The following is a 25,926-nucleotide window of genomic DNA, read 5'->3' as shown; positions in this document are numbered from 1 at the left end:
TTATCAGGAAAATCAGGTGGTTATGTTGATAATTGTGGAGTTTTTCGTGTTGATTCTCGATGTTGTTTTATGTTATACTGATAGCAGCATTTCAAGAAAAAAGATGGCAATAAATTGCTCACACTGTTGTAAACCATTGGTTCGCTCGACAACACAGAAATGTGCATCAGAACAGAACCATGAGGATGGACTGGCTAGTCTTATCACCGATGAGAAGAGCTATTACCATTTGAATGGATGTGTCCCTTTTTAACCGTTGCGAGATAGCTTTACAAGGACGCAATGGAGAAGAAAGAGATATAAAATTATGTTTTTTAAAGACTTTGTTAAAGAAAATTTTGATGAAAAATTTAAAATTTTCAAACAAAAAAATATTAAAAATTATGATAAAAAATATCATACCAACTATGTTTCAATTAAAGAATTTGAGAATAATTTAAATGTTCAATTAGAATCTTTAATAAAATTAATTGAAACTCAAAGCTACAGATTTCAAAAACTGTATCCTGTAATTATTGAGAATAAAAAGAATCCTAGTAAAAAGCCACGTTTAATCTGCATACCAACCGTTAGAGATCGTCTAGTGCAGATGATTTTAATAGATTACATCGCCAAGAACTTAAAACATGAGTTAGCTATACTTAAATCTAACGATTTTTCTGTTTCAGGTGTAGGTATATTTCGAGCAAGACAAAAGGCAAAAGATTTAAGAAATACAAAGCCCTTTGTTTTAAAAACAGATATTGCATCGTTTTTTGATAATTTAGTTCGGGCAACTTTGTTAAAGGAAATACGAGAAAATATACCAACTGACATACTCTATTTGTTTGAATCCATAATTTGCTGCGATCCAAGTATTCCTCATGAATATGCAAAGACTCATAAAAAGCTAATTGAGTCTAAGATTGGGAAAGGTGTCAGACAAGGGATGCCTCTATCACCTTTACTGGCATCATTTTACTTAAATGATTTTGATAATTGGCTTATTAAGCAAAAATATAAACATGTCCGTTATGCGGATGATCTGATATTTTTTCTTGATTCCGAACAGCAGTGTAAAGAGGTATTTGAATCAGTTTTCCAAGAATTGAGTAGCTTAGGTTTAACACTTCCTGAAATCGATGAAAAGTCAAAAACACAAATTATTTCTGAAAAGGAAACAGTAAATTTTTTAGGATTAGACTTGCGATATGAAAATTCCAAATATGACTGGTATATTCCATCTCATGTCATTGAAAATGTTAGAGATAGTCTAAATCATCTAACGAATATCAATGGTAATATTAAAATGAAGCTAAACTTTAGTAAAACTATAACTAGGATGGAGCAGATAGTTTCAGGCTATCAGCATTGTTATAGTGATGCTGACTCCAAAAATTTAAAAGATTTTAATAATAGGCTACAAAAAGAAAAGGAAGATGCAATTAGTTTACTATTCCAAGGGTTAGGAATAGATATTAAGAAAATACATCCCCAATATATGAAATTCTTGTTAGATAGCAACTAAGAACAATTCTAAGATTTATTCAGTGAGCTATTCAGCGTTACTCGGCTTACTCCAAAATGTTTTGCTACCTCTGTTTTAGTAATTTGAGGATCTCGTAACATAGCTTGGGCCTTTTTAATATCTTTTTCAGACATGGATGGTTTGCGCCCACCTTTACGTCCTCTTGCTCTCGCTGCATCTAAACCTGCTATGGTACGTTCACGAATTAAACTATGCTCAAACTCAGCTAATGCTCCAAAAATATGGAACACTAGCCTGCCAGTAGCAGAGGTGGTATCAATAGCCTCTGTAAGCGATTTAAAGCCTATCTCACGCTGATTTAAGTCAGTAATAATCTCGACTAAATCTTTTAATGAACGGGCAAGGCGATCAAGTTTCCAAACAATCAGAACATCACCTTTTCTTAGGGCTTTCAAGCAACTTATCAGTTCAGGACGATCCTTAGTTTTTCCTGTTATCTTTTCCTGAAAAATTTGTTCACAGTCTGCCTTTTGGAGTGCATCTAATTGTGAATCTAGATTTTGGTCATGTGTACTGACCCGAGCATATCCAATAATCATAATAAAACGTACCTAAACTTTACATAGATTTATTATCGCAATTTCTTTACATTCTTTTGAATAAAAAATGTAATTTTAGGATCATGTTTTAAATGTAAAGAAAACGACCATTTAATTAACACTAATTTTATGGAGGTGTCTTTGTGACATATTAGTCGTATTGTGCAGTAAGTAGTTTTGTTAAATTTACAATAAAAAAATTGACAAAATACTTTACGTTTAAATATAATCAATTGTAATATAAGAATATATTTGTTTTTAGTATATATATCCATTTTAATCAAAGTTTCAAAAAAGGCGAGTTTATCTCGCCTTTTTTATTACTCAATTCCAAGCAAACGTATAAGTGCCGTGCCGGCAGCTGCCAAGCAAATCACTAATAACAGCGGTACTTTTTTCCAAACCAATAACAGTGCTAAGCCAACACCGAAAATACGTGCAAAACCTGCGAAATGTTGACCTTCAAAAAATGTAGTGGTCACGGCAATCGCACAGAGCAAAACAGTCGCACCGTTTGAGAGTAAAACTTGGTATTTTTCAGAAAAAGAGAACTTGGCACCCAAGTGAAACCCAGCAAAGCGAATCCCATACGTTCCAAGTGCTAGCAAGCCTATACCTAAAATAATTAGTAATTGTTGACTCATTTCTTTCTACCAAATATCAAGCCAAAAAGTGAAATCAGAATTGGAAGTCCTGAGGCCAAAAAAGGTGTGGTGATCAGTGCTAAAGTTGATCCAGCAAATGCAGCTTTTCGAGTAGATTTATTCTTTAAAGCATTAAAAGTAAGTGCAATTAAAATCGCGGGGAAAATGGCATCTAAGCCAAATGTTTTAGGGTCTGGAATAGCACTTCCAATGAAATAACCCGCCGTTACACCCAGTGGCCAACTGAGCATGATGCCTATACCACATAGCCAGTAAGCAGCCTTTTTTGTTTCAAAATCGGGCTGTGCCATACCAAACAAAACGCTTTCATCGTTCATGATATGAGCTCCGAAATATCGAGAGAATTTGCCACGGATTAGTTCATTGACCGCAATACCAAAAGGTAGATGTCTTAAATTGACGAGTAGTCCTGCAATCGCAGCTGCAATTGGGCTACCACCTACAGCCAAGAAACCAATAAAAATAAATTCAGCAGTTCCTGCGAGCACAAACACGGATAGACAAAGCGGGATCCAGAGCGCTAAGCCATAACTTGCAGCGAGTGAACCTAAAGACATACCAACGACACTCGTCGCTAGACATACAAAGAAAATCGAGCGGGTAGTGTCTTTACTTAGTTTTTTAATCAAAGAGTATGTGGACATAGCATGATATAACGAACGATTTTCCATTATAATGAATAAGTCTGATCGTTTTGTCAAAACGAACGATCGTTTTTTTTATAGAACGGATGTGGTGAATGTCTCAGCCAATTGAAATTATTGCCAAAGGTTTAACGCGTGAACGTCAAAGAGCAGGGCTTTCGTTGGCAGAGGTTGCTCGTCGTGCAGGTGTTGCTAAATCTACATTGTCACAATTAGAGGCAGGGCAAGGTAACCCTAGCATTGAAACCTTATGGGCACTTTGTGTTGCACTAAATATTCCATTTGCAAGGTTGATGGAAGAACCGAGTAATCAGGTACAAGTGATTCGCTGTGGTGATGGGCCAACAGTGAGCTCTGAGATTGCCAATTACAAAGCAATTTTGTTAGCGACTTGTCCGCCACATGCCCGTCGAGATGTGTATTTACTGATTGTTGAGCCGGGCGAAGACCGTCTTTCAGAGCCGCATCCAGTTGGTTCTGTGGAGCATATTATTGTGGTTGAAGGTAAAGCTTTAGTGGGCTTAATTGATGAAGCTGTTGAGCTTGGAGTTGGAGACTATATTTGTTATCCAGCTGACCAGAAACATATATTTAGAGCATTAGAAACTGGTACAAAAGCATTATTAATTTCTGAACAAAACTAAAGAAATTCAATCTGATTAAAATAAAAACTAAAAGCCATTTACCAGCATCCCCTACAAAAAGGGCCAATTTTGCGTATAAATTTTGCAATTGGCTCTCTCTTTTATTACAAAAATGGCTCTCGTTTCTTGAGTGCCGAAACGACAAATTAAAGCTATTGGAAGTATGCATACGGAAGCGCCGGATAAGCTCAGTGAATTTTCTGTTTTAGGAATTGGGCAGAACGGCTAAATTTTTAGGGGATATTTTTTGGCTTCGGAGGATTTCCGAGACTAGCCGATATCCTCCATATATTAAGGAAAATGATATGGCAGCTCATCAAAATGGTTCTGAAGCCAATCACTCCCAAAGTTTAAAACATGGACTCAAATCACGCCACCTGACCATGATCTCGATTGCAGGGGTTATTGGTGGTTCTCTATTCGTCGGCTCAGGCAGTATTATTTACAATACTGGACCTGTAGTTTTCTTAACTTACGCTTTAGGTGGTCTACTTGTTTGGTTCATCATGCGTATGTTAGGCGAGATGGCCGTTTTAAACCCTGATAGTGGCTCTTTTTCAACTTATGCTGACCGTGCGATTGGCCGTTGGGCAGGGTTTTCAATTGGTTGGTTGTACTGGTGTACTCTGGCCATGCTCATGGGGTGGGAAGCCTATGTGGCAGGAAAAATTCTAAACAATTGGTTCCCGTTTATACCGATCTGGGTCTATATGGTCGTGGTGATTGGTGCACTGGTTGTTGTTAATTTACAAAACGTGAAAAACTATGGTGAATTTGAGTTCTGGTTCGCTCTCATCAAAGTCATCGCGATTGTTATTTTCCTTGTGATTGGTAGTTTAGCGATCATGCATTTGTGGCCTTGGGGTAATCCGGCTGCTTCTGGTATTAGTAATTTAACTTCTCAAGGCTTTATGCCAAATGGCGGCTCATCCGTTATCACAGCTTTGCTTGGAGTCATGTTTGCCTACATTGGTGCTGAAATTGTTACGGTAGCGGCAGCAGAGTCGGCAAATCCATCGAAAGAAATTCGTAAAGCATCAAACTCGGTGGTTTGGCGAATTATTTTATTCTACGTTGGTTCAATGTTCGTTGCGGTATGTCTTATTCCTCACAACAATGAACTTTTGAAAGATTCAACTTGGGGAACCTATAGCGTAACGTTGTCTGCACTAGGCATTCCTGGCGCGCGCCATATCGTAAACTTCGTGGTTCTAACCTCAGTATGTAGTTGCTTTAACTCAGCTCTTTATACGTGTTCACGTATGTTGTTCTCTTTAGCTAAACGTGGTGATGCACCGAAAAGTTTTGGCTCTGTAAACAGTAAAAGCAGTCCTTGGGTAGGCGTGATTGTGTCATGCTTCTTCTCTGTGATTGCCGTAGTTTTAACTGCAACCGAGAGTATGAATGTTTATGACTTTTTCATGCTAACAACAGGTGCGGCAACACTGTATGTTTACCTGACCATTGCTTATTCTCAGCTTCGTATGCGTAAAAAATTAGAGGCTGAAGGCGTAAAAATTGACTTTAAAATGTGGATGTTCCCTTATCTAACTTACGTGGTGATCTTTGCAATTATTGGTGCAATTCTTACCATGTTGATTGAAGGCACCTATTTTAAAGAAGTGATTTACACCACAGCGCTGTTCGGCATTATTGTGTTCTTCGGTTTGTTGTCTGAAAAGCTAGGTTGGGGTAAAGAGCGTAGAGCGACTCATTTAACTCATAGCCATGAAGAAAAGTTAGTTTAAATTTTTAAACCAAAAGAGCCTCACAATGAGGCTCTTTTTTATTTTGCTCAGATAAAAAGATCAATTCAGTGTGGGTACACCTGCTTCACGTAAGCACTGGAGCAAGACACCAAAAGCCATCACCATGTCTTTTTCATTTACACAGGCAAAGCCCATAAGCAGCCCACGTTCTGCATGTGCATGTGATTGCATGTAGTACTGAGACAGTGGACGAACCTTGACACCACGTTCAAGCGCTGTGGCTGCAATCGCGACATCATCGCAAGAGTTTGGCAGTTTTAAAACCAGATGTAATCCTGCCGCTTCATCATATTCATGAATAAATTCGGGACCAAGATAACGTTGAATTAAGCTCACCAAGTAGTCGCGGCGCTTGCCATAAAGTAGGCGCATACGGCGAATATGCGCTTCATAATGGCCTTCACGAATAAATTCAGCTAGGGCTTTTTGCTCAAGCAAGTGCCCACCACGATAAAGCTCGGCTGCCACAATTCGTAATGGCGAAAAGAGCGGCTTAGGTACGACTAAATAGCCAATTCTAAGAGATGGATAAATGGTTTTACTAAACGTGCCCATGTACAGCACAGGCGCATCATTTTCTAAGCCTTGTAAAGATGGATAAGGCTGGCCTGAGAAACGGAACTCACTGTCATAGTCATCTTCGACAATCCAGCTATTGTGCTGACGGGCAATCTCAATCAGTTTACGTCGGCGGTTTAGGCTTAAGTGAGAGCCAAGCGGATATTGGTGGGAAGGTGTGACAAAAATGAGTTTAGGAGGCTTTGCCGGATTTTCCTCAGGAATAATGCCTTCAGCATCGACAGGCATCGGCTGAATATCGAGACCATTAATACGCAATGTATTACGCATTCCCCAATAAGCAGGATCTTCAATCCAGATTTTGTCTCCCATATCACTGAGCGCACGTGAGACTAAATCAATCGCTTGGTGAATGCCTTCGGTAATAATAATTTGGTCAGCATCGCACTGGACTGAACGCGCAACACGTAAGTAATCTGCCAATGCACTTCGAAGCTCAATACATCCCCCAGCATTGCTATAAATCAGGCGGTTAATGTCAGGCTCTCGGCTTAAACGTGCTTGAATACGACTAAAAATATGATGTGGGAACTCAGTCACATCTGGTGCTCCCGGCACGAAAGCTCCCCATTGGTGTGGCGACGCTGCGGCATAGCCCAATAAGTTGGAACCACGCTGTGATAGCGCATAAGAATTTTGAACTTTCGGGCTAGAAACTACTTTTTTCTTGTTTTGTGTATTTAAAAAACTCTCTGGTAATTTTTCGGCAACCCATGTGCCGTGTCCCGTACGAGCTTCTAAGTAGCCTTCAGCTTGTAGCTGCTCATAGGCAGTGAGCACTGTATTTCTTGAAACATGAATTTCACTGGCTAAGTCGCGTGAGGCAGGTAGACGAGTCTTGGGCTGGATGACTCCATCAATAATGGCACCACGCAGGCAACGGAAAAGGCGTTGATGTAGTTTCCCTTCAGTGTCCTGTTGGAGTCGTTGCAGCAAATGATCTCCAAGTAAACTACGCAATTGGCTCTCTCCTACAGTTAAAAAGTGGCTCTCGTCAGTTGGCATCAGACGAGCGAAATTACATGCATAGGCAGTCGTTGTAAAGCACCCTGAAAATTAAGCACAGGATGCAAGAAACCAAAGCTGCAACTGATGATGAAAATATGAGGGAATCAAATGGATAATCAACATTCTGCACTTAACGCACGTAAACAGCAAGCAACTCCACGTGGCGTAGGCGTGATGTGTCAGTGGTATGCGGAAAAAGCTGAAAATGCCACGCTTTGGGACAAGGAAGGCAACCAATTTATCGACTTTGCTGGTGGTATTGCTGTTTTAAACACAGGCCATCGCCACCCTAAAGTCATTGCAGCGGTGACTGAGCAACTCACTAAATTTACGCATACTGCCTATCAAGTAACGCCATATGAAAGCTATGTCGCTTTAGCTGAGCGTATTAATGAACGCGCGCCAATTGCTGGTCCTGCAAAGTCTGCTTTTTTCACTACAGGTGCAGAAGCAGTTGAAAATGCGGTGAAGATTGCTCGTTGTTACACAGGTCGCCATGGCATTATCACTTTTGGTAACGGTTTCCACGGTCGTTCATTCATGACGATGGCAATGACAGGTAAAACTGCACCTTACAAACGTGATTTCGGTGTGATGCCAGCGGGTGTTTTCCATGCACGTTACCCAGTGCCTGCTAAAGGTATTTCAGTAGATGCGGCAATCGAAAGCGTTGAAGATATTTTCAGTGAAGATATTGCACCACATGATGTTGCAGCAATTGTGCTTGAGCCAGTACAAGGTGAGGGCGGTTTCAATGTTGTGCCAGCTGAGTTCTTAAAACGTTTACGCTCAATTTGCGACAAGCACGGCATTTTACTTGTAGCTGACGAAGTGCAATCAGGTTTTGCCCGTACTGGTAAATTGTTTGCAATGAACTATTACGAGACTAAAGCAGACCTCATCACCATGGCAAAAAGCTTGGGCGGCGGTTTCCCAATTTCGGGTGTTGTCGGCCGTGCAGAAGTGATGGATGCACCAAACCCAGGTGGACTAGGTGGTACTTACGCAGGTAGCCCGATTGCGGTTGCAGCTGCGCATGCAGTGATTGACGCGATTGAAGAAGAAAACTTATGCGAACGTGCAAATGAATTAGGTGCAGAGTTGGTTGTTGCACTTAAAGATATTCAACAAGCAACAGGCGACGTCGTAACTGATATTCGTGCATTGGGTTCAATGGTTGCGGTAGAGCTTGAAACGGCTGAACAAGCAAAAGTTGTACAAAACTATGCAATGGAAAACGGGCTGTTACTTCTTACTTGTGGTAAATACGGTAATGTAATTCGTTTCTTATATCCATTAACCATTCCTGCTGAGCAATTCCGTCAAGGCCTTGATATCTTGAAACAAGGTTTTGCAACTCTAAAAGCAGGTAGTGCAAAAGCAATGGAGCAATCTGCATGATTCAAAATAATTTGCAGTATTTATTAAAACATCCTGATATTTCATTAGAAGCACCTGCATCAAATGACTATATCGAAGTTAATGATGCTGCTACAGGTGAAACTTTGGCATGGGTAAAAACCTATGACCGTGCAGGGGTTGAAGCCGCAATTAACCGTTCAGCAAAAGCGCAGGCTACTTGGAAAAAGCAAACTGCCTTGGCTCGTGCTGATGTGTTATTGGCATGGTACAACCTCATGCTTGAGCACAAAGAAAATCTGGCTCAAATCTTAACAGCTGAGCAAGGTAAGCCATTAGCAGAAGCACGTGGTGAAATTGGTTATGCAGCCTCATTCATCCGCTGGTTTGCGGAGCAAGCTCGCCGTATTGATGGTGAAGTTTTAACACCAACCTTGCCAAACCAACGTTTGCTCGTAATTAAACAAGCGATTGGTGTTACTGCTGCAATTACGCCGTGGAACTTCCCGGCTGCCATGATTACGCGTAAAGCAGGCCCCGCCATTGCTGCGGGTTGTTCAATGTTGGTTAAACCAGCAGAACAAACGCCGTTAACCGCTTATGCGCTTGAAGTATTGGCTTTACAGGCAGGCTTACCAGCAGATGTTTTAATTAACATTAGTGGTGATGCGGTTGAAGTGGGCAAAACCCTATGCGAAAGCGATATTGTTCGTAAGTTAAGCTTTACTGGTTCAACGCAAGTTGGCCGTATCTTGATGCAACAATGTGCGCCAACAATTAAAAAGCTTTCACTTGAACTTGGTGGTAATGCACCAGTTGTGGTATTTGACGATGCTAACCTTGAACAAGCAGTTCAGGGCATTATGGCAAGTAAATATCGTAACAGCGGTCAAACTTGTGTATGTGCTAACCGTATTTATGTTCAAGACGGTATTTACGATGCATTGGCAGAGCGTTTGGTTGAAGCTGTGTCTAAGCTTAAAGTTGGCGATGGCCGTCAAGAAGGTTCAACTCAAGGGCCTTTAATTGATGAAGATGCGATTGCAAAAGTTCAGTCTCATATTGCAGATGCAACTGAGAAAGGCGCGACAGTTCGTATTGGTGGTCAACGCTCGGCACTTGGCGGCACATTCTTTGAGCCAACAGTTTTAACTGGCGTAACGCAAGACATGAAAGTGTCTAAAGAAGAAACTTTTGGTCCGCTTGCACCACTATTCCGCTTTAAAACTGAAGATGAAGCAGTGGCAATGGCGAACGATACCGAGTTTGGTTTAGCTGCTTATTTATTTACGCAAAGCACAGCTCGTCAATGGCGAGTAGGTGAAGCACTCGAATACGGTATGGTCGGCATTAACACGGGCGCGATTTCAAACGAAGTTGCTCCGTTTGGTGGCGTAAAACAATCAGGTCTAGGCCGTGAAGGTTCAAAATTCGGCATCGAAGAATATGTCGAAATGAAATACCTCTGCGTAGACTTATCTGAGTAAGGAATAAAGCGAGTTCGTTTTGTTCTGAACGAAAACATACAGTTATGCTGTATGTGATGTTTCACAAAAAACCGGTCATGCCCATTCGTGACCGGTTTTTTATTTTAAGTCGATAGATAGCCATCACGACTTTCAGGCAAACGCCTGAGTTCATCAATCAGCGTTTCAATGAGCTTTTCAACCACAAGACGCTGGCCTTTTCTCGAAACATAAACCAATTGCAGCGTACCAATATTCGACTTCCAGTCAGGAAGAATATGTATAAGCGTACCCTTACGAATTTCAGATTCGACGGTCAAAAAAGGAAGGTCGGCAATGCCTAAACCATCCATGACGGCATAATACACACCAGCCAAATCATTACTTTTGATTCGTGGTTGATAAGGCACATCAACAGTTTCACCATTACGAATATTGCATAAATGCCAAATAGGATTTTGCTTTTGAGTACCTAAGCTAATACTTGGAAAGTCCTGTAATTCTGAATAATGTTCAATGATGCGACCTTGCAACAATTCAGGCGAAGCCACCAAACAATGATCGGTTTTAATCACATCACGAACAATTAAATTCGAATCTTCATTCGGTTCAAAATTTGTCCGAATCGCGAGGTCGATGTCATCATGCAAGATATCTACTCGACGGCTTGTTAGCTCAAGAGCAATCTCAACTTTGGGGTAGGTTTTTAAAAACTGATTTAAAATTTTTCTAATTTGAAAATGCATCATCAGAGGTGGGCAACTTATTTTTACCAGACCTTGAGGCTCACTTTTTTGCTTTAATAACACGTTTTCTGCACATTCAACTTGAGTAATAACCTTACAGCATTCCTCATAAAACTCTTGGCCTAAATCGGTCACCTTAAAATGACGTGTTGTCCTTTGAATCAGGCTGACATTAAATTTATTTTCAAGGTCAATAATGCGTCGGCTGAGCTTAGATTTACTAATATTTTCGGCTTCACTAGCCGCACTAAAGCCGCCGTGTTTTACGACTAAATAGAAATAATAAAAATCATCAAAAGAGCTTATCAATGTCAGATCAATCCCTTTAAATTTAAGATTAGAGCGCTTAAGCACTCTAATCTTAGCAATTGAACTTATTTTTGTGAGGTATTGAAGCTATAGCTTGTCATCAGGTTGCGGTAATCAGGAATATGATTTGAGAACAACGCACCTAAACCTTCCACATCATTACGCCAGTCGCGGTGTAATTCACAAGCCATGCCAAACCAAGTCATCAGCTGAGCACCTGCTTTTGACATACGATCCCAAGCAGCATCACGTGTTAATTCGTTGAAAGTACCAGAAGCATCAGTAATCACAAACACTTCAAAGCCTTCTGCGAGTGCAGATAGTGCAGGGAATGCCACACAAACTTCAGTCACCACACCTGCAATAATCAGTTGTTTTTTACCTGTCGCTTTAACTGCTTTTACGAAGTCTTCATTGTCCCAAGCGTTGATTTGACCAGGACGTGGAATAAATGGTGCATCTGGGAAAAGTTCTTTTAGTTCTGGAACTAAAGGACCGTTTGGACCATTTTCAAAACTAGTCGTAAGAATAGTGGGTAAATTAAAATATTTTGCTGCATCTGCAAGCGCTAATACGTTGTTTTTAAATTTATCTGGGTCGATATCTCGAACTAAAGAAAGTAAACCTGCTTGATGGTCAACTAAAAGAACCGCAGCATTATCCTTGTCTAAACGCACGTAATCTTGAGCCATTTTTTATGTCCTCGTGTTATCAAAATAAATAATCAAAAATTATTGAGTAGGTCGTTATTGCCTAAAATTATGCTAGTTGAGTTTTATGTCGTGATTAAGTCTAAAAAATAGGATTAAGAATTTTAAAAATAGGACGATCTTAAAAAGAGCACATTAAATTCTATGATTGTCTCATAGATGAAATAATGTGTTGCTAATCCTGATCTATAAACTGCAATTATTGAGGCGTAAAATCAATACCAGTTCAAGAAAATCCTACATATATAGGAGAGATCAGATGAAGAAATTTCTTGGTGCATATCAAAATAACCACATGCATTGGGTGGGTGATGGTTTCCCTGTATATAACCTATTCTCTTATGACCGTTTAGGCCAAACCCTAAGCCCATTTTTGCTACTCGATTATGCAGCGCCTTATACATTCTCGCCAACAACTGAACAGCAAGGTGTAGGTTCGCATCCTCACCGTGGCTTTGAAACAGTGACCATCGCCTACCAAGGTGAAGTAACTCATAAAGATTCAAGCGGCGGCGGCGGAACCATTAAAACTGGTGATGTGCAATGGATGACTGCGGGTGCAGGCGTGTTGCATGAAGAGTTCCATTCTCCTGAATTTGCAGAGCATGGTGGTCTTTTTGAAATGGTGCAATTGTGGGTAAATTTACCTGCTCATTCAAAAATGACGTCTGGAAAATACCAAGCGATTGAAGCGAAAGATATTCCAGACATTGCACTAGACGAACAAGGTAGTCATTTGCGCGTGATTGCAGGTGAATATGCAGATGCAAAAGGTGCTGCAACTACATTTAGTCCATTAAATGTATGGGATGGTAAGTTGGTTAAAGGCCAAAAACATACCCTCTATGTGCCTGAAGGTCACACCACGCTTGTTGTGATATTAGATGGTGCGGTTGTGGTTAATGATGCAAATCGTCTGGAAGGTAAAACCGTTGCGATTTTATCTCGTGAGGGTGTTGAGTTTAGTTTAAATGCAGAAGAAGACACTAAATTCTTAGTGTTGACTGGGCAACCACTCAATGAACCAATCGAAGGTTATGGTCCATTCGTAATGAATACCAAAGCTGAGATTATGGAAGCGATTAATGATTTTAATCGTGGAAAATTCGGTTCAATCATGCAAGAAGCATAAATTGCCGAATTGCATTTGAAGAACCTCTAAAAACAAAGTAATAAAAAGCCCGCTATCAAGTGTGAATAGCGGGCTTTTTCGCTGTAAAGATTCTGTTTTTATGATGGTTTTCATTGTTGTTGCGGCATTGTTTTATGTGATTTGATTCTCATTATTATGAGTTAATAATATATTAAAAAAAGATTCTTGTAAAACAAATGATATAAAAATAGTTAAATTATCTTATTTTATTTAAAAGATTTTTTTTAAATTTTCAAAAAATATAAGGTTTTATTAGCTTCTCTGATTTTGTAAAAAAATATAAAAAGTGAGACGAGTGAGCAGCTAAATATTTTCTATATAAATTGATGCAAAAAATAAAAATCTGGTAGTTTTTAATACGGTGTTTTTTTGGGGTATGAGTGATAATCAAAAAAATTCTCGAAAAATGGGACATCATTTTGAATATCGCAATTATTGGCAGTGGAATGGCAGGGCTTGCGGCAGCAAGAATTCTGAAAGATGCAGGGCATACGATCACGATATTTGAAGCACTTCCTGGCCGGGGAATGGATAGCCATAGCATTGAGTTCGATGGTGGAATTATTGATGCACCGCTACGTGTAATGAATCCTCACTTATGGAAAAATACACTCAGCCTTGCCGCTCATTTAGGTATTAAGACCTTTCCAGTTCGTACTTATATGTCTTGTAGCTGGTTATTCGAAGATCGTACGGAAACATGGTTAACGACATCTCGTAGCCGTATTGGTAATTTCCCGATTATTAATAACCGTAAAGGCATCCAGCAATATGGCTGGCGTCTTGTGAAAGGGATGTTGCAATTAAAAACTGCGATTCACCAGTTTTTCAAATCTAAAAATCAAGATATTACCCTCGCTGAATTTATTAATCAGAACGATATTGAAGAAGTATTCTGGCATGGTGTGGTTATGCCAGTGCTCTATACAATCTGTACGTGTAATCCGAAAACAATTGGCGATTGGCCTGCAAAAAACTTACTTGAGTTTTTACGTCACTTAACTGATGGCGACATGTTATTGCGCATGAAGGGTGGTACACCTGCATTTGTAGATAGCTTGATTAAAGGCATCGATATTCATAGCGGATCGGCAATTAAGAAAGTTGAGCAACAAGGCGAAAAAGTACTGGTTGAAAACAGCCAAGGTGAACAGAACTTATTTGATCGAGTAATTGTTGCAACGCCAACGTCTAAAATTGATGAGTTTTTAAACCCTGAACAGTTTGCAGAAGATATGAACTTGCTTAAGCAATTCCGCTTTGAGCAAGGTGATCTTGTGATTCATACCGATGCGACCGTTATGCCACCACGCCGTAAGGACTGGTCAGTGCTGAGCTACATGATGGACCGTAAGTTTACGCGTCAGCAATTTACAGTTTGGATGAATGCGGTGGAGCCAACACTCGTGGGTAAAAATCCTGTATTCCAAACTTGGCGCCCAGTGGTTGATATCGACCCTAAAAAAGTTATTTCAAAAGTGACTTTAACGCGTGCGGTTGTAGACTCACAAACAGTTGCTTTAAACAAAGAATTGCAACAACGTCATTTAGACCCAAACCGTAAAGTATTCTACTGTGGTTCATGGTCATGCGATGGCTTGCCAATTTTAGAGTCAGCAGTTACTTCTGCCATGCATATTGCTGAAATTTTAGGGGCGCCTTTACCATTTGTAGGTTTAAAACCTAAGGTGGAAGTTGCCCCAGAACTCGGCTACTAAAATTGTGAAAACAAAAGTTCGAGCAGCTCTCTCTCGACTCATTCCCCATAAATATGCAATTGATGCATCAAGCTTAGGGGATGATCAAGAGCTTGCTTGGACAAATTTGGGTTTTTGGAAAAACACTCAAAACTACCGTGAAGCTTGTTGCCAATTGGCAGATCATTTGGCACAAGCTGTCAATTTAAATTCAAAAGATCATCTCTTAGATTTAGGCTGCGGACAGGGTGCAAGTTTGTTGCACTGGTTACAGCATTATCAGCCTAAAAGCCTCAGTGCAGTTGACTTACAAGCCCAATGTGTCCATAAAATTCAAAAGCTTATTCCCGAAATAAGCCAGATTTTTTGCGGTTCATTTTTAAATTTAAAACAATTTGAATTTAAACAATACTTCGATGTGGTGATGTGTATTGATGCCGCTTATCACAGCAATTTAAATTCATTTCTAGATTCCATCGCTCCAGTTTTAAATTCAAAAGGCCGATTAGGTTTTCACTACTTAATGTGTGCCGACTCATGTCAAAATATGACCGCTCTACAAGAACAAAAGCATCGTTATTTACTCAAAGCAGCAAATGTCGCTTGGGATAATGTGCCAAATGAAAAAATGCTCAGAGCTACCTTGGAACAACAAGGTTTTGTCGATATTCAAATTGAAGATTTATCTGAGCAAGTATTACTTGGTTTTTCGCAATATATTCAAAATCAACAAGGACAAAAGCAAAGCCGAGGATTGGCAAATTTTAAAATTCAAATGACTGCAAAGTTATGCCAACAACTCTACCAAAATGGATATGTACGTTATATTCAAATCACAGCAATAAAAAAATAGGATGAGCCATGTCAGCCAAATATCAAGGATCGTGTTTATGTGGAGCTGTGAGCTACCAAAGTGAAGCAGAGCCACGTTATAGCTTTAATTGCCACTGTCGAGATTGTCAAAAGGCCACAGGTTCAGCATATGCACCAATTGCTTTTTTTCACCAATCTGAATTGAAAGTAAGTGGTGAGCTGAAATATTTTGAGACTTTGGGATCTTCTGGCCGAGCTATTAAAAGAGCGTTTTGCCCGACATGTGGTTCTCAGCTTTTTGGCTTACCTGAAATTGCGCCTGAAATGATTTCAATACGTGCAGGTACTTTGGATGACCCGAGTCTCTATCAGCCTAGAGCAGAGGTGTTTGTGAGCCAAGCCTATGCATGGGATACGTTGAACCCAAACCTTAAACATTTTGAAAAAATGATAGAGAAGAGCAAGAAATAAGGCTTAATTAAAGAAGCCAAATATTGCCAAAGTACAGATTAAAGTAAAGCTGACAATGGCGAAAAATAATATGGTTTTTCTAAATTTTAGCTGAGGCATTTTACTTACAATGAAAATAAGGCATGCAAGTATGGTCACTAAAGGTTGAAAAAGATTTGATGGCAAAGTAAACATCTCGTTCCTTGTTATTTTTAAATTTATTTTAGAAATAAAGTAATAAACTCATTATATCGTCTTCTTATTTAATTGACGAACAGAACTTGTTTATAAATTCATATTTTTATTTCAATGATAGTAAATCAAGTTTTAAATTTAAAAGAACCATGTACGCTTTTTCGTACATACATTCGGGAAATTGGCGTCTTTTTATGACGTGATGAATTGCCTATGATGAACTCATCAGGAACAGGAAGTTCCGAAACGTAAAACAACAATAATAAGTTTAAGCATCAGGACGTGAGGTATTACAGGAAGTGTACCTAGTAACGAAATACGAAAAAAGCCCAACAGGATGTTGGGCTTTTTTCATTTCTTATTAACGAATTTCTTTACCACCTAAGGCAGCACAGTTAAATGGTGTATTCCATTTCACAGCAGTACCTGTGAGTACTGGGCGAACAATACGCCAAGGCCAGAAACCAAATCTTTGGCTTTGGTGATAATTAATTACGACATCTGCACCATATTTACGGGCAACGTTAGCTAATTTAGGTTTTACTTCTTCAAAGCCACCATAGGTTCCTTTCGCGGCTTTAATACGTTTAATAGATTTATAGTGCTCTGCTGAAGGAGTCCCCTCAATTAAGCAAATAGGTGGGTTTGCAATGGTTTGAATTTGAGGTTGAGATGTAGTTTCTTGAGCATATGTTGTTAAAGGGAATGCTAGAAATAAAGCAGGTAAAATAAAGCGAAGTTTCATACTTTTCCGTATTGGTATCTTAATGAATTAAAGTTTATAAAATAGGTCTTATTTATATGACCTTATTTGGTGGCGCATTATAATCTTATCTTTTTCATATTTCTTATTTTAAAATTATATTTTTTTATAAATTAAGAACGCATATTTTTCTGTTAAAAGAATAAATTGGTTTTAGAAAATATATTTTGAAGCTCGAGTTTATAATAAAATTTTAGGTAAATACCTTCATTCAAAACAGTATGAATATACTATGCCTAAAATTACAGACAACAAAAAACCCCATAAATCAAATATTCATGAGGTTTGATGATGGTGCCGGCACACGGATTCGAACTGTGGACCTACTGATTACAAGTACGAACAAGTTGCTATATTTTTTATAATAAAAACAATGTATTGAGTGTTTTAATTGATAAGAAACTCAATGAATTCAAGGAGACCGTGGTACTATTACTAAGACGTTGAAAATTAAGGGAGTAGGTTGTTGGATAACAAAATCTCTTGTAAATCGATAATGGCTAAGTAGAAGAAAAATAATAGGCATAACTAATGATAGACCATCACCAGACCATATCTTTTTCGACTTAGAGTTGATAGACCGTAAACAGAAAATTGAAGAAAAATAATACTTTTCACAGAATACCGTAGCGGACCTTGATTAAAGCATAGAGCTGTTACTGAAGATAAGCTAGTACCGTTGTTTTTTTATCTTCAAATAGAAATACAGTGAGTTCAACTTGATCAAATTTTGTAGATAGGGAGGAGTAAAAAGGGGAGTACGTGATTTATTTTTTCTTTTATATGAATTTCTCCCCCTAGATTTTACTATTTTTTCATAATTTTCAAAGGAATTTTGATATTTCCAATGCGGAGAATATTCTCCGCATTTGTATACTCTGCTCTTCGAGAGGTCGATCAGATGAGTCTCTATGATCAGAGTATACAAATGAAATCGAAGAGGGCACAAGTTATATCTCAGTCTCTAGGTTTAAATATATAAAGTTTAGAAATTAATCTGTACTATAATTTTCATTAAGCTACCTATATCAATATTGAAAGTACCTGCAAACTGAATTAGTGGTTGGGCCTTATATTATTTATATTCTATATATTTATAAGGCTAATTTTGAGAGCTCATTTGATAACTTTGAAAGTAATATATTAATCTTATTATGAAAGTCCTGTAACTATTTACGTGTACAGGATTATCTCTCATTTAATCTTAATCTTCATTAAGAAGTATTTTAAAATATTTCCCAACTTCTGTTCTAGAAGCTAAATATGATAGCCCTTCAATTAAGCTATCTTTGTCAGAATAAGCTGAAGTATTGTCATTTATTTTTATTCGTAGGGGATATCCATCTTGGTTCTCTATAATTTCAGCAAGAACATATTCTTTAGTTCCATTTGATAATACAAGAGCAGTATAAGTTTCATAATTTAAACTATTCAAAAGAGTAGCTGTTGTTGTTAACCATGGATTTCGAGAATTACTGGAAATTCTGCGTTCTTTACTTTTAATTTCGGTATATATCTTATTATTTGATGCTCTTTGAAATGATTGAGAGAACTCTTCAAAAATAGAAGATATTTCTTGTTGATTAGCTTCTGCAAGATCTGCTTTTTGGATAGCTTTTGAAATACTTTCTTCAAAATTAAAATTACTCATGATTTAGGATTTCCATGTAAGATTAAACTATATAGGCAAATGATCTGACCAGCGTTCCACCTTGTCAGTAATGTTGAATAAATTTAATATTCTTAAAGAGTTGTCTAGATACTTCCATCCAAAATTACCTTCTATTAAGTTCTTAGAAAACATGACTTGATCAAAATTAAACCAATGTTGGTGATTTTTTTTTGTAAGAAAGTAAGTTCCTAAGACTGGATAAGCGGCAGAATGACTTAGAGGAGGTGGTACACTAAGTAGATTCCAAGATGGATTGTAAAGAAGCTCAAATCCATTTTTGCTACGACTTGGAGATTTGGGTTCTCTAAAACTGCATAAATCATCAGTAAGACTAGTACAATAAGGTTCAGTATTAAAGTCTCCAGCAATAATAATATTACTATTTTTTGATAACCATGAGTCTAAATGAAATCGTAAGTTTTGAGCTACCTTCTCTCTAACTTTATGAATCTCTGGTGTTAATATACTTGGCCAATGGACTAAGACTATACTGAGTTTTTGTTTATTCTCTATATCAATAAAGTCATATTTTTGGCCGCTTTTAGCTAATTCTCCTCGATAATGAAGATCTGTATTTTCACAATCTTGGTTATGTTGTGTTTGGATTAACATAAATTTATCACAACGATATATTATACAAGTATCAAATCTAGTATTTCCTCTCTGTTGAGTACCATTTGCAACTCTATAAGGGATATTAAAGCGAATAAAGATATTATTTAAATAGTTTACAGATTCTTCATTAATTTCAATTAAACCAATAAAATCAACTTGTTGTACGATTAGTGAGTGTAAGAAGCGCTTACTAATTCGCCAGTTCTTTATATTAAATGTTGCCCTAGCTGAACTGATTTGCGCATTCCATATAATTAGTTTTAGATCAAAATTATTCATGATCTCATTTACCTTATCTATCACTACTTAAGCATCAATTCGTTGCCCACAGACTTTCCAGATATTTAATGCAAGATCTAATAGAATTTCCTGACGTTTTGATACTGCTAAGCTATCCCAAAGTTTGAATGAATATGCGGAAGCTGCTTTAAAGCGATTAATGGCAGTGTTTTTCCCAATAGCATAATCATCATTTATTAAATTCGTTGTTAATACATCTGATTTAATATATTCATCACATTTACTTGCAAACCATTCTCCATTCAGATCATTCATTCTATTTACAGCTTGGTTAATTACACTTTCTAACAAGGTAACATTCCCTAATTTATAGACTGAATTGTGATAGCTAGCTTTGTCCACAAACTCTGGAGTAAGTATTCCATCTTTAGGAGTCTGAGGAAGGATGTGCTCTATTTCGTAAGCTTGCACTTGCTTGTGTGATAACGGAGTTAATCCAGATTCGATACGTGCCTGATTTTCTAGCCTACCGAGAATAAAACGTTGTCTATATTGAGGGTTATACGATCCATGTCTAATATTCAGGAAAACATGCTTAAATTCATCATATTTTTCTTTGATATAAGGAAGAATAGTCACAGCAACAGTTTGGGTAATCTCTGCTTCGGTGACTTTACCTCGGTAATAGAATCGTTGTTAATGCCCTATCTGCTTCAGTGATAATCCAAATTTTCTCATTGTCAAAATTGTAGCTTGAGAGAATCCGGAGATCCTCAATCAAAGCCTGTTCATTTGCTTCACGATCAGGTTCATTTAAATCACCCCAGTCGCCACGTTGATGTCGATGAAGTAAATCGAAAGGAGTAATACATTTTTGAGTCATGAACTCTACTGCATTTTTAGTAGCCACGACTTGTCCCAAAGCGAATAAGATATGCCTTGTCATGAAATAGCCTTAGATAAAAGTTAGAAAGAGGTTTTGTAGGAGAGTGTGCTGTAAAAAGTTTTAGATCGCTGTCAAAGAATGATTGTCGAATATGTTATTCGGAACATAGATTAATATGCCTTCATTATCATTGAGTAATATATAAACCTCATACCAGTTCTCTTTCTTTTCGACATATTCAACTTCACCTAAGTGAAGCTTATCGCTAAGGCTAAAGGTCAGATTGGCAAGTGGTTCAGATAAATCAGATTCATCTTCACAAATAATAAACCACCCATGTAGGGTGGCTTGATAAGGTTCATCATACTGCTGTTCTAAAGTTTGGATGTGATTGGAAATACTTTCCTTAATCGCTTCATTGTGTAGATGTGATAAATCATCTTTGGTCTTAATGCATTTCATCATCTGCTTGTTCCTCAGCTTCGGATTCGATAGTTTGATTCTTAGGTTTTGGTCCGCGTTTTGCGGGTATTTTGGTTTTAAGATTTTCTTGAGGATCGGTTGTACTCACTATTTCTTCAAGACGAAGAGACCAAAATTCATATTCCTCCATCACCTCCAGTAAACGAGCTGTTTGGGGATGTAGACGAATAACCTGTTGATCAACTAAAGCAGCACCCAAGAAACTATAGTTATTAACTGATTTCCCTATGAATAAGTCCTTCAAGGCAGTTGCATGGAAAGGCTTCCCAGACTGCAATAATTCTTTGATCGTTTTGAGTATGTCATCCACCTTGATAAGTTCAGAACTAAATCCACCCGATGATTCATTATGGCTCAAAGCAATACCAAGAGATAAATCATCATTGTCTTGCCAAAGTTGATAATGCAATTGACCTTTAGAGCGTTCAGAAAGCTTGTTGCAAATAAAAGTTTTGATGAGGGTTTGATTAACCTTGTCGAATACACGTTGTTGCATGTTGAAATTCCTTATAAATAAAAAATCCCGATGACCTGTAAAGATCATCGGGATTGATAAATTGATTATGGGTTTAGTTATCTACGCTGTTCAACTTTTTGTACTTCACGTTGTACGCAAGCATTCCAAGGGGGGGAGCTTTCAACATATTGAGAGCAGTTTCTCAAAGCGCCCATAGATACCTCTTGCATGGTGCCAAGCATTTGTCCATATGCATCTAGATCAGCAATTGAGACATCACCTGCACGTTTGGTTTGAGTCGTAGACTGACGTTGGGTAGCTTGTTCAGCTTTCCTTTGCTGTTCCAATGCTTGTTGAGCACGAAGTTCCTGCTGCTTCAACACTAAATATTCTTCCTTAGTATTAAAGTCAGCAAAGCCAGTAATTTCTCCGTCAGCGTTGTATTTCAAAGCTCGCCATACAGTTTTACCTTTTTCAGTTACAGGGATAATACCGTCAGGCGAACTTATGATTCGTTGAGCCATTTCCTGTTGTTGCTGAGCTTGATAAGAAACCACTAATTCATTAGCAGAATTAGCAACTTGTTGAACATCTGGATTACCAGAGAATGTAGCGACTGCAGTCAGTGCAGAGCTAAGTAAATTTGAAAACCCCATCTTTATGCACCTTATATTTTCTCGTTAGGAAGTGAAGACTTAGTTCTGATTTCAGGATTAGTTACATATTACATGTATCTATATTGGGTACAAAATATATTGTATCGATAATGGGTACATGACAGCAAGTATTAATACCCCAGAAATGCAGGCTTTAACTAAGTGGTTGAAGCAAATGCGGGAAGAACAACATCTCACTATGCGAGCATTGGCTGAACGCATGGGTAAACCGCACTCGTATGTTCAAAAGGTTGAACAAGGCGAGCGTCGGTTAGATGTTGTCGAGTATGTTTGGTATTGCCGTATACTTGGAATTACCCCAGAGGAGGGGTTAGAGCAGATTAGGCAAGCGATTCCAGCATCAAAAAATTGATATGGATCATAATAACTATTAAGAAGAGATTTACTTGTTTTGCTCTTGAGGATCAAGATCAATTAAGCGAATACCCTGATGAGGGTCAATATTCAAGGCTTGGCAATAATAAATAAATTCAATGACCTCCAAGCGATAATCACCATGTTCCACATCTTCAATGTATTGCAAAGGTTTGCCCAGCCTATGAGCTAATTGCTGTTGAGTTAGATCATTGAATTCGCGTTGCTGTTTGAGCCACTCTTTCAAAGCTTTCATTTTCATCTCCATGTACTTAGATCATAACTCCAACTACAGCATGTAGTTTAGTGAGAACATGCGTATCTTGGTCATTGCAGATATGAATAGCATGTGCAATGGACTGGATTTGTGGATGAGGAATTGATGCAAGAAGATCGGAAACTGTATCAAGCTCAGGAAAGTATTTCTTCATGGTCACTCCTTGGTTAATAGACCATGTAGATAATATCTATGCAAATTCAATACAAATACAGGCATTATTATTTTTATGGAAGATAACTAAGAAATATAATTGACTCTAAGCATATATCTGATTGAGGATCAGTAATTGAGACAAGTACAAATAGGTTGTGTAGATAGTATCTTCTGTTCTTTGATGTAAGCTGTCTATACATGATTTTAAATAGAGTTTAGAAAACTTAAAGTGGATAAGAGCATTTTTTTAATAAATTTAGGTGAATAGCCATTGCTATAATAATTAAGAATAAAATTGGTTTTTAGAAATTTTATATTGAGAGGGAAATAGTGTTTGGATATTTTAAGTGAAAATATTTCTTGATTTTGAAAATAAGTTAAAATATATTGAATGGCATTAGGTTTTTTTGAAAATATTAGAAATAGTTATCAGTTTATAGCCCATAACTTCCCCAAGGTATGGGTTTTTTTTATAGAAGATATTTAAAGTTAAATTAAAAAATTTAGATGTTTTTTTTTAATAAAACTCTGGATGAATTTATTGGTAAATATGAGCCTTATACAAGCAATTTGATGTCTATGCGACACATCCTAAAAATGTTGAACAAGTAAAGTAGTTGAAACCTTAAAATGGCCTCTAGACTTATAGTCTTGAAGATTTTTTTAGATAAAATTTATAATAAAAGTGTGAACTAGTTAGTAGAATAATTAATTTTTAATTATTGTGTAATTATTCTTATGTTTTTGTGGTAGATTTTTGTTTATTTTTTTGGATTATTTACAAAAATGCAAAACATACTTACTTTTATTAAAAATGGTCAAAAATTTACGTTAGATGCAAGCAATATTAAAAGTGTAAGAGATACGGGAAATGGTTTTGAAATCACTCTTAAAAGTGGTGAGATAATTCAAGCTGAGTCCTATAGCGTTACTCCTAATACTCAACCAGTGGAGCAAGTTTCTAGTCAGCAAGTAGAAAATAATTCTGAAGCTGATGAGGAAGTTGAAAAAGAAGAAGTTTTAAAAGAAAAGAGTTTATTGGATTCACAAGCAATGTTATGGGGTGGTGCTGCGATCGCACTTGGTGGTATTGCGGTAGCAGCATCAGGTAGTGGTGGTAGTGATGGTTCAGCACCTTCTGATCAAACTCCTCCAGCAAGTTTAACTAAAATATTGTCTAAAGATGGTAAAACGGTAAGTGGTTTAACAGAAGCTGGAGCAACTGTTATAGTTGAAAATTCGGCTGGAAAAGTAATCGGTTCTGCCAAAGCCGGAGCAGATGGGACATATTTAATTAATTTGGATAAAGCCTATATTAATGGTGAAATACTAAAAGTTTCTGCTCAAGATACTGCTGGTAATAGTACTGTTAAACAAGAACTTATCGCTTCTGATATTACAGCTCCTACTTTAACACATGCTATTTCTTCTAACGGTAAAACTATTACAGGTTTGACAGAGGCTAATTCAACTGTCACCGTCAAAGATTCATCTGGAAAAATTATTGGAACTTCAAAGTCTGATAGTGATGGAAAATATACAGTCATACTAGATAAAGCTTATTTAAATGGTGAAAAGCTTACTATTTCTGCTGAAGATTTAGCTGGTAATAAATCAACGATTCAAACAATTTTGGCTGACGATAAAACTGCGCCAATAGGTTTAACAGCGATTATTGATTCTGCGGGTAAAGCGGTTACAGGTGTAACTGAAGCTAATGCAGCAGTAACAATAAAAAATACGGCGGGAACCGTAGTCGGTACAGCTACAGCTGATGCCACAGGTAAATACTCGATTATCCTAGATAAAGCTTACTTGAATGGAGAAAGCTTAAGTGCAACAGCATCAGATAAAGCGGGTAATGCTACAGTACCAAAAACAATAGTTGCACCCGACACCACTGCACCTTCAAGTCTGACTATAACTATCGACACAACAGGTAAAGTGGTTACAGGTATAACTGAAGCGAATGCTGTTGTAACAGTTAAGAATGCTACAGGAACTGTAGTTGGTACAGCTACAGCTGATGCTACAGGTAAATATTCAATTACCTTAGATAAGGCTTATCTAAATGGCGAAAGCCTAAGTGCTACAGCATCAGATAAAGCGGGTAATACTACAGCACCAAAAACAATTGTTGCGCCAGACACTACTGCACCTTCAAGCTTAACTGCAACTATTGATGCTGCAGGTAAGGTGGTTATAGGTGTAACTGAAGCTAATGCAGCAGTAACAATAAAAAATACGGCGGGAACCGTAGTCGGTACAGCTACAGCTGATGCCATAGGTAAATACTCAATTACACTAGATAAAGCTTATCTAAATGGTGAAAGCTTAAGTGCTACTGCAGCAGATAAATTAGGTAATGCTACCGCACCAAAAACTATTGTTGCGCCAGATACCACAGCACCTTCAAGCTTAACTGCAACGATTGATGCTGCAGGTAAAGTGGTTACAGGTACGACTGAGGTGGGTGCTGTTGTAACCGTTAAGAATGCTACAGGAACTGTAGTTGGTACAGCTACAGCTGATGCTACAGGTAAATATTCAATTACCCTAGATAAAGCTTATCTAAATGGTGAAAGCTTAAGTGCAACAGCGGCAGATAAATCAGGTAATACTACCGTACCAAAAACAATAGTTGCACCGGACACCACTGCACCTTCAAGTCTGACTGCAACTATCGACACAACAGGTAAAATGGTTGCAGGTGTAACCGAAGCGAATGCTGTTGTAACCGTTAAGAATGCTACAGGAACTGTAGTTGGTACAGCTACAGCTGATGCTACAGGTAAATATGCAATTACCCTAGATAAAGCTTATCTAAATGGTGAAAGCTTAAGTGCTACTGCAGCAGATAAATTAGGTAATGCTACCGCACCAAAAACTATTGTTGCGCCAGATACCACAGCACCTTCAAGTCTGACTGCAACGATTGATGCTGCAGGTAAAGTGGTTACAGGTACGACTGAGGTGGGTGCTGTTGTAACCGTTAAGAATGCTGCAGGAACCGTAGTTGGTACAGCTACAGCTGATGCCACAGGTAAATACTCGATTACCCTAGATAAAGCT

28 protein-coding genes are annotated in these 25,926 nt (G+C 38.0%); 12 read left to right on the top strand and 16 right to left on the bottom strand.

Features of this window, described 5'->3' with window-relative positions; genetic code table 11:
* Positions 1-307 precede the first annotated feature (307 nt).
* On the top strand, positions 308-1,507 hold the full coding sequence (locus tag B806_RS0107685) for a reverse transcriptase domain-containing protein (RefSeq protein WP_017402828.1): 1,200 nt from the start codon (positions 308-310) through the stop codon (positions 1,505-1,507).
* Positions 1,508-1,515: 8 nt separating this feature from the next.
* Here the strand turns inward: B806_RS0107685 and B806_RS0107680 are convergent, their stop codons facing one another.
* The 3 genes from B806_RS0107680 to B806_RS0107670 all read right to left on the bottom strand — a co-directional run bounded on the left by B806_RS0107680 (position 1,516) and on the right by B806_RS0107670 (position 3,403).
* Positions 1,516-2,067, bottom strand: coding sequence for a recombinase family protein (locus tag B806_RS0107680; protein ID WP_017402827.1), 552 nt, complete (start codon positions 2,065-2,067; stop codon positions 1,516-1,518).
* A 320-nt stretch (positions 2,068-2,387) separates the two neighbouring features.
* On the bottom strand, positions 2,388-2,711 hold the full coding sequence (locus tag B806_RS0107675; RefSeq protein ID WP_005804463.1) for an AzlD domain-containing protein: 324 nt from the start codon (positions 2,709-2,711) through the stop codon (positions 2,388-2,390).
* Entirely contained in the window at positions 2,708-3,403 is a 696-nt protein-coding gene (locus B806_RS0107670; RefSeq protein ID WP_029768967.1) for an AzlC family ABC transporter permease, read from the bottom strand. The genes B806_RS0107675 and B806_RS0107670 overlap by 4 nt, the downstream gene beginning before the upstream one ends.
* A gap of 68 nt (positions 3,404-3,471) precedes the next feature.
* Between B806_RS0107670 and B806_RS0107665 the strand changes: the two genes are divergently transcribed.
* Both B806_RS0107665 and B806_RS0107660 read left to right on the top strand, forming a co-directional pair.
* Positions 3,472-4,020, top strand: a complete 549-nt coding sequence (locus B806_RS0107665) for an XRE family transcriptional regulator (RefSeq protein WP_002117406.1) — start codon at positions 3,472-3,474, stop codon at positions 4,018-4,020.
* 305 nt (positions 4,021-4,325) lie between these two features.
* Entirely contained in the window at positions 4,326-5,768 is a 1,443-nt protein-coding gene (locus B806_RS0107660; protein ID WP_017387544.1) for an amino acid permease, read from the top strand.
* A gap of 60 nt (positions 5,769-5,828) precedes the next feature.
* On the opposite strand, the gene B806_RS0107655 is transcribed toward B806_RS0107660, so the two are convergent.
* Positions 5,829-7,328, bottom strand: coding sequence for a PLP-dependent aminotransferase family protein (locus tag B806_RS0107655; RefSeq protein ID WP_017402825.1), 1,500 nt, complete (start codon positions 7,326-7,328; stop codon positions 5,829-5,831).
* 156 nt (positions 7,329-7,484) lie between these two features.
* Here B806_RS0107655 and gabT point away from each other — a divergent pair, with 156 nt between their 5' ends.
* Both gabT and B806_RS0107645 read left to right on the top strand, forming a co-directional pair.
* Positions 7,485-8,777: a 4-aminobutyrate--2-oxoglutarate transaminase gene (gene gabT, locus B806_RS0107650; RefSeq protein ID WP_017387542.1), complete on the top strand. Its 1,293-nt coding sequence runs from the start codon at positions 7,485-7,487 to the stop codon at positions 8,775-8,777.
* Positions 8,774-10,222 carry an NAD-dependent succinate-semialdehyde dehydrogenase gene (locus B806_RS0107645; RefSeq protein ID WP_017402824.1) on the top strand — a complete coding sequence of 483 codons (1,449 nt, stop codon included), beginning with the start codon at positions 8,774-8,776 and terminating at the stop codon, positions 10,220-10,222. Before gabT ends, B806_RS0107645 begins: the two co-directional genes overlap by 4 nt.
* Positions 10,223-10,326: 104 nt before the next feature.
* Here the strand turns inward: B806_RS0107645 and B806_RS0107640 are convergent, their stop codons facing one another.
* Both B806_RS0107640 and ycaC read right to left on the bottom strand, forming a co-directional pair.
* On the bottom strand, positions 10,327-11,301 hold the full coding sequence (locus B806_RS0107640; protein ID WP_017402823.1) for a LysR substrate-binding domain-containing protein: 975 nt from the start codon (positions 11,299-11,301) through the stop codon (positions 10,327-10,329).
* A 20-nt stretch (positions 11,302-11,321) separates the two neighbouring features.
* Positions 11,322-11,948 (bottom strand): isochorismate family cysteine hydrolase YcaC, encoded by a 627-nt coding sequence (gene ycaC / locus B806_RS0107635; RefSeq protein ID WP_002052204.1) that lies wholly within the window; start codon positions 11,946-11,948, stop codon positions 11,322-11,324.
* 277 nt (positions 11,949-12,225) lie between these two features.
* On the opposite strand from ycaC, the gene B806_RS0107630 reads away from it, so the two are divergent.
* The 4 genes from B806_RS0107630 to B806_RS0107615 all read left to right on the top strand — a co-directional run bounded on the left by B806_RS0107630 (position 12,226) and on the right by B806_RS0107615 (position 16,100).
* Positions 12,226-13,098 carry a pirin family protein gene (locus tag B806_RS0107630; protein WP_017387539.1) on the top strand — a complete coding sequence of 291 codons (873 nt, stop codon included), beginning with the start codon at positions 12,226-12,228 and terminating at the stop codon, positions 13,096-13,098.
* A 440-nt stretch (positions 13,099-13,538) separates the two neighbouring features.
* Positions 13,539-14,837: an FAD-dependent oxidoreductase gene (locus B806_RS0107625; RefSeq protein WP_044423929.1), complete on the top strand. Its 1,299-nt coding sequence runs from the start codon at positions 13,539-13,541 to the stop codon at positions 14,835-14,837.
* A gap of 4 nt (positions 14,838-14,841) precedes the next feature.
* Positions 14,842-15,669 carry a class I SAM-dependent methyltransferase gene (locus B806_RS0107620; RefSeq protein WP_017402822.1) on the top strand — a complete coding sequence of 276 codons (828 nt, stop codon included), beginning with the start codon at positions 14,842-14,844 and terminating at the stop codon, positions 15,667-15,669.
* A gap of 8 nt (positions 15,670-15,677) precedes the next feature.
* Positions 15,678-16,100: a GFA family protein gene (locus B806_RS0107615; RefSeq protein WP_005066916.1), complete on the top strand. Its 423-nt coding sequence runs from the start codon at positions 15,678-15,680 to the stop codon at positions 16,098-16,100.
* Positions 16,101-16,635: 535 nt separating this feature from the next.
* Here B806_RS0107615 and B806_RS0107610 read toward each other — a convergent pair.
* Complete coding sequence (locus B806_RS0107610; protein ID WP_017387536.1) at positions 16,636-17,019, bottom strand: hypothetical protein; 384 nt, start codon at positions 17,017-17,019, stop codon at positions 16,636-16,638.
* A gap of 178 nt (positions 17,020-17,197) precedes the next feature.
* On the opposite strand from B806_RS0107610, the gene B806_RS19755 reads away from it, so the two are divergent.
* Positions 17,198-17,326, top strand: a complete 129-nt coding sequence (locus B806_RS19755) for a hypothetical protein (RefSeq protein ID WP_125514724.1) — start codon at positions 17,198-17,200, stop codon at positions 17,324-17,326.
* Positions 17,327-18,241: 915 nt separating this feature from the next.
* On the opposite strand, the gene B806_RS0107605 is transcribed toward B806_RS19755, so the two are convergent.
* From B806_RS0107605 to B806_RS0107575, 7 genes are all read right to left on the bottom strand, one after another.
* Positions 18,242-18,688, bottom strand: a complete 447-nt coding sequence (locus B806_RS0107605) for a hypothetical protein (protein WP_017402821.1) — start codon at positions 18,686-18,688, stop codon at positions 18,242-18,244.
* A gap of 27 nt (positions 18,689-18,715) precedes the next feature.
* Complete coding sequence (locus B806_RS0107600) at positions 18,716-19,603, bottom strand: endonuclease/exonuclease/phosphatase family protein (RefSeq protein WP_017402820.1); 888 nt, start codon at positions 19,601-19,603, stop codon at positions 18,716-18,718.
* Positions 19,604-19,630: 27 nt separating this feature from the next.
* On the bottom strand, positions 19,631-20,203 hold the full coding sequence (locus tag B806_RS0107595; RefSeq protein ID WP_017402819.1) for an HNH endonuclease family protein: 573 nt from the start codon (positions 20,201-20,203) through the stop codon (positions 19,631-19,633).
* A 34-nt stretch (positions 20,204-20,237) separates the two neighbouring features.
* Positions 20,238-20,510, bottom strand: a complete 273-nt coding sequence (locus B806_RS0107590; protein ID WP_017402818.1) for a hypothetical protein — start codon at positions 20,508-20,510, stop codon at positions 20,238-20,240.
* Between the two features lie 60 nt (positions 20,511-20,570).
* Complete coding sequence (locus B806_RS0107585; RefSeq protein WP_025466678.1) at positions 20,571-20,912, bottom strand: hypothetical protein; 342 nt, start codon at positions 20,910-20,912, stop codon at positions 20,571-20,573.
* A complete protein-coding gene (locus tag B806_RS0107580; RefSeq protein WP_017402816.1) occupies positions 20,899-21,429 on the bottom strand; it encodes a hypothetical protein in 531 nt (176 codons plus the stop codon). Before B806_RS0107580 ends, B806_RS0107585 begins: the two co-directional genes overlap by 14 nt.
* A 77-nt stretch (positions 21,430-21,506) precedes the next feature.
* Positions 21,507-22,046 (bottom strand): hypothetical protein, encoded by a 540-nt coding sequence (locus tag B806_RS0107575; RefSeq protein ID WP_017402815.1) that lies wholly within the window; start codon positions 22,044-22,046, stop codon positions 21,507-21,509.
* A gap of 118 nt (positions 22,047-22,164) precedes the next feature.
* On the opposite strand from B806_RS0107575, the gene B806_RS0107570 reads away from it, so the two are divergent.
* Positions 22,165-22,419: a helix-turn-helix transcriptional regulator gene (locus B806_RS0107570; RefSeq protein ID WP_017402814.1), complete on the top strand. Its 255-nt coding sequence runs from the start codon at positions 22,165-22,167 to the stop codon at positions 22,417-22,419.
* Between the two features lie 30 nt (positions 22,420-22,449).
* Here the strand turns inward: B806_RS0107570 and B806_RS0107565 are convergent, their stop codons facing one another.
* Positions 22,450-22,677, bottom strand: coding sequence for a helix-turn-helix transcriptional regulator (locus tag B806_RS0107565; protein WP_017402813.1), 228 nt, complete (start codon positions 22,675-22,677; stop codon positions 22,450-22,452).
* 16 nt (positions 22,678-22,693) lie between these two features.
* The gene (locus tag B806_RS19885) at positions 22,694-22,852 is read right to left on the bottom strand and encodes a hypothetical protein (protein ID WP_017402812.1); all 159 of its coding nucleotides are present in this window, start codon (positions 22,850-22,852) and stop codon (positions 22,694-22,696) included.
* A gap of 788 nt (positions 22,853-23,640) precedes the next feature.
* Here B806_RS19885 and B806_RS0107555 point away from each other — a divergent pair.
* Positions 23,641-25,926 (top strand): Ig-like domain-containing protein (locus B806_RS0107555; RefSeq protein WP_017402811.1); only part of this gene is annotated, 2,286 nt, incomplete at its 3' end.

The organism is Acinetobacter sp. TG2027, from assembly GCF_000302435.1.
GTDB lineage: Bacteria > Pseudomonadota > Gammaproteobacteria > Pseudomonadales > Moraxellaceae > Acinetobacter > Acinetobacter pittii.
This window is presented reverse-complemented; position numbering and strand designations above follow the sequence as displayed.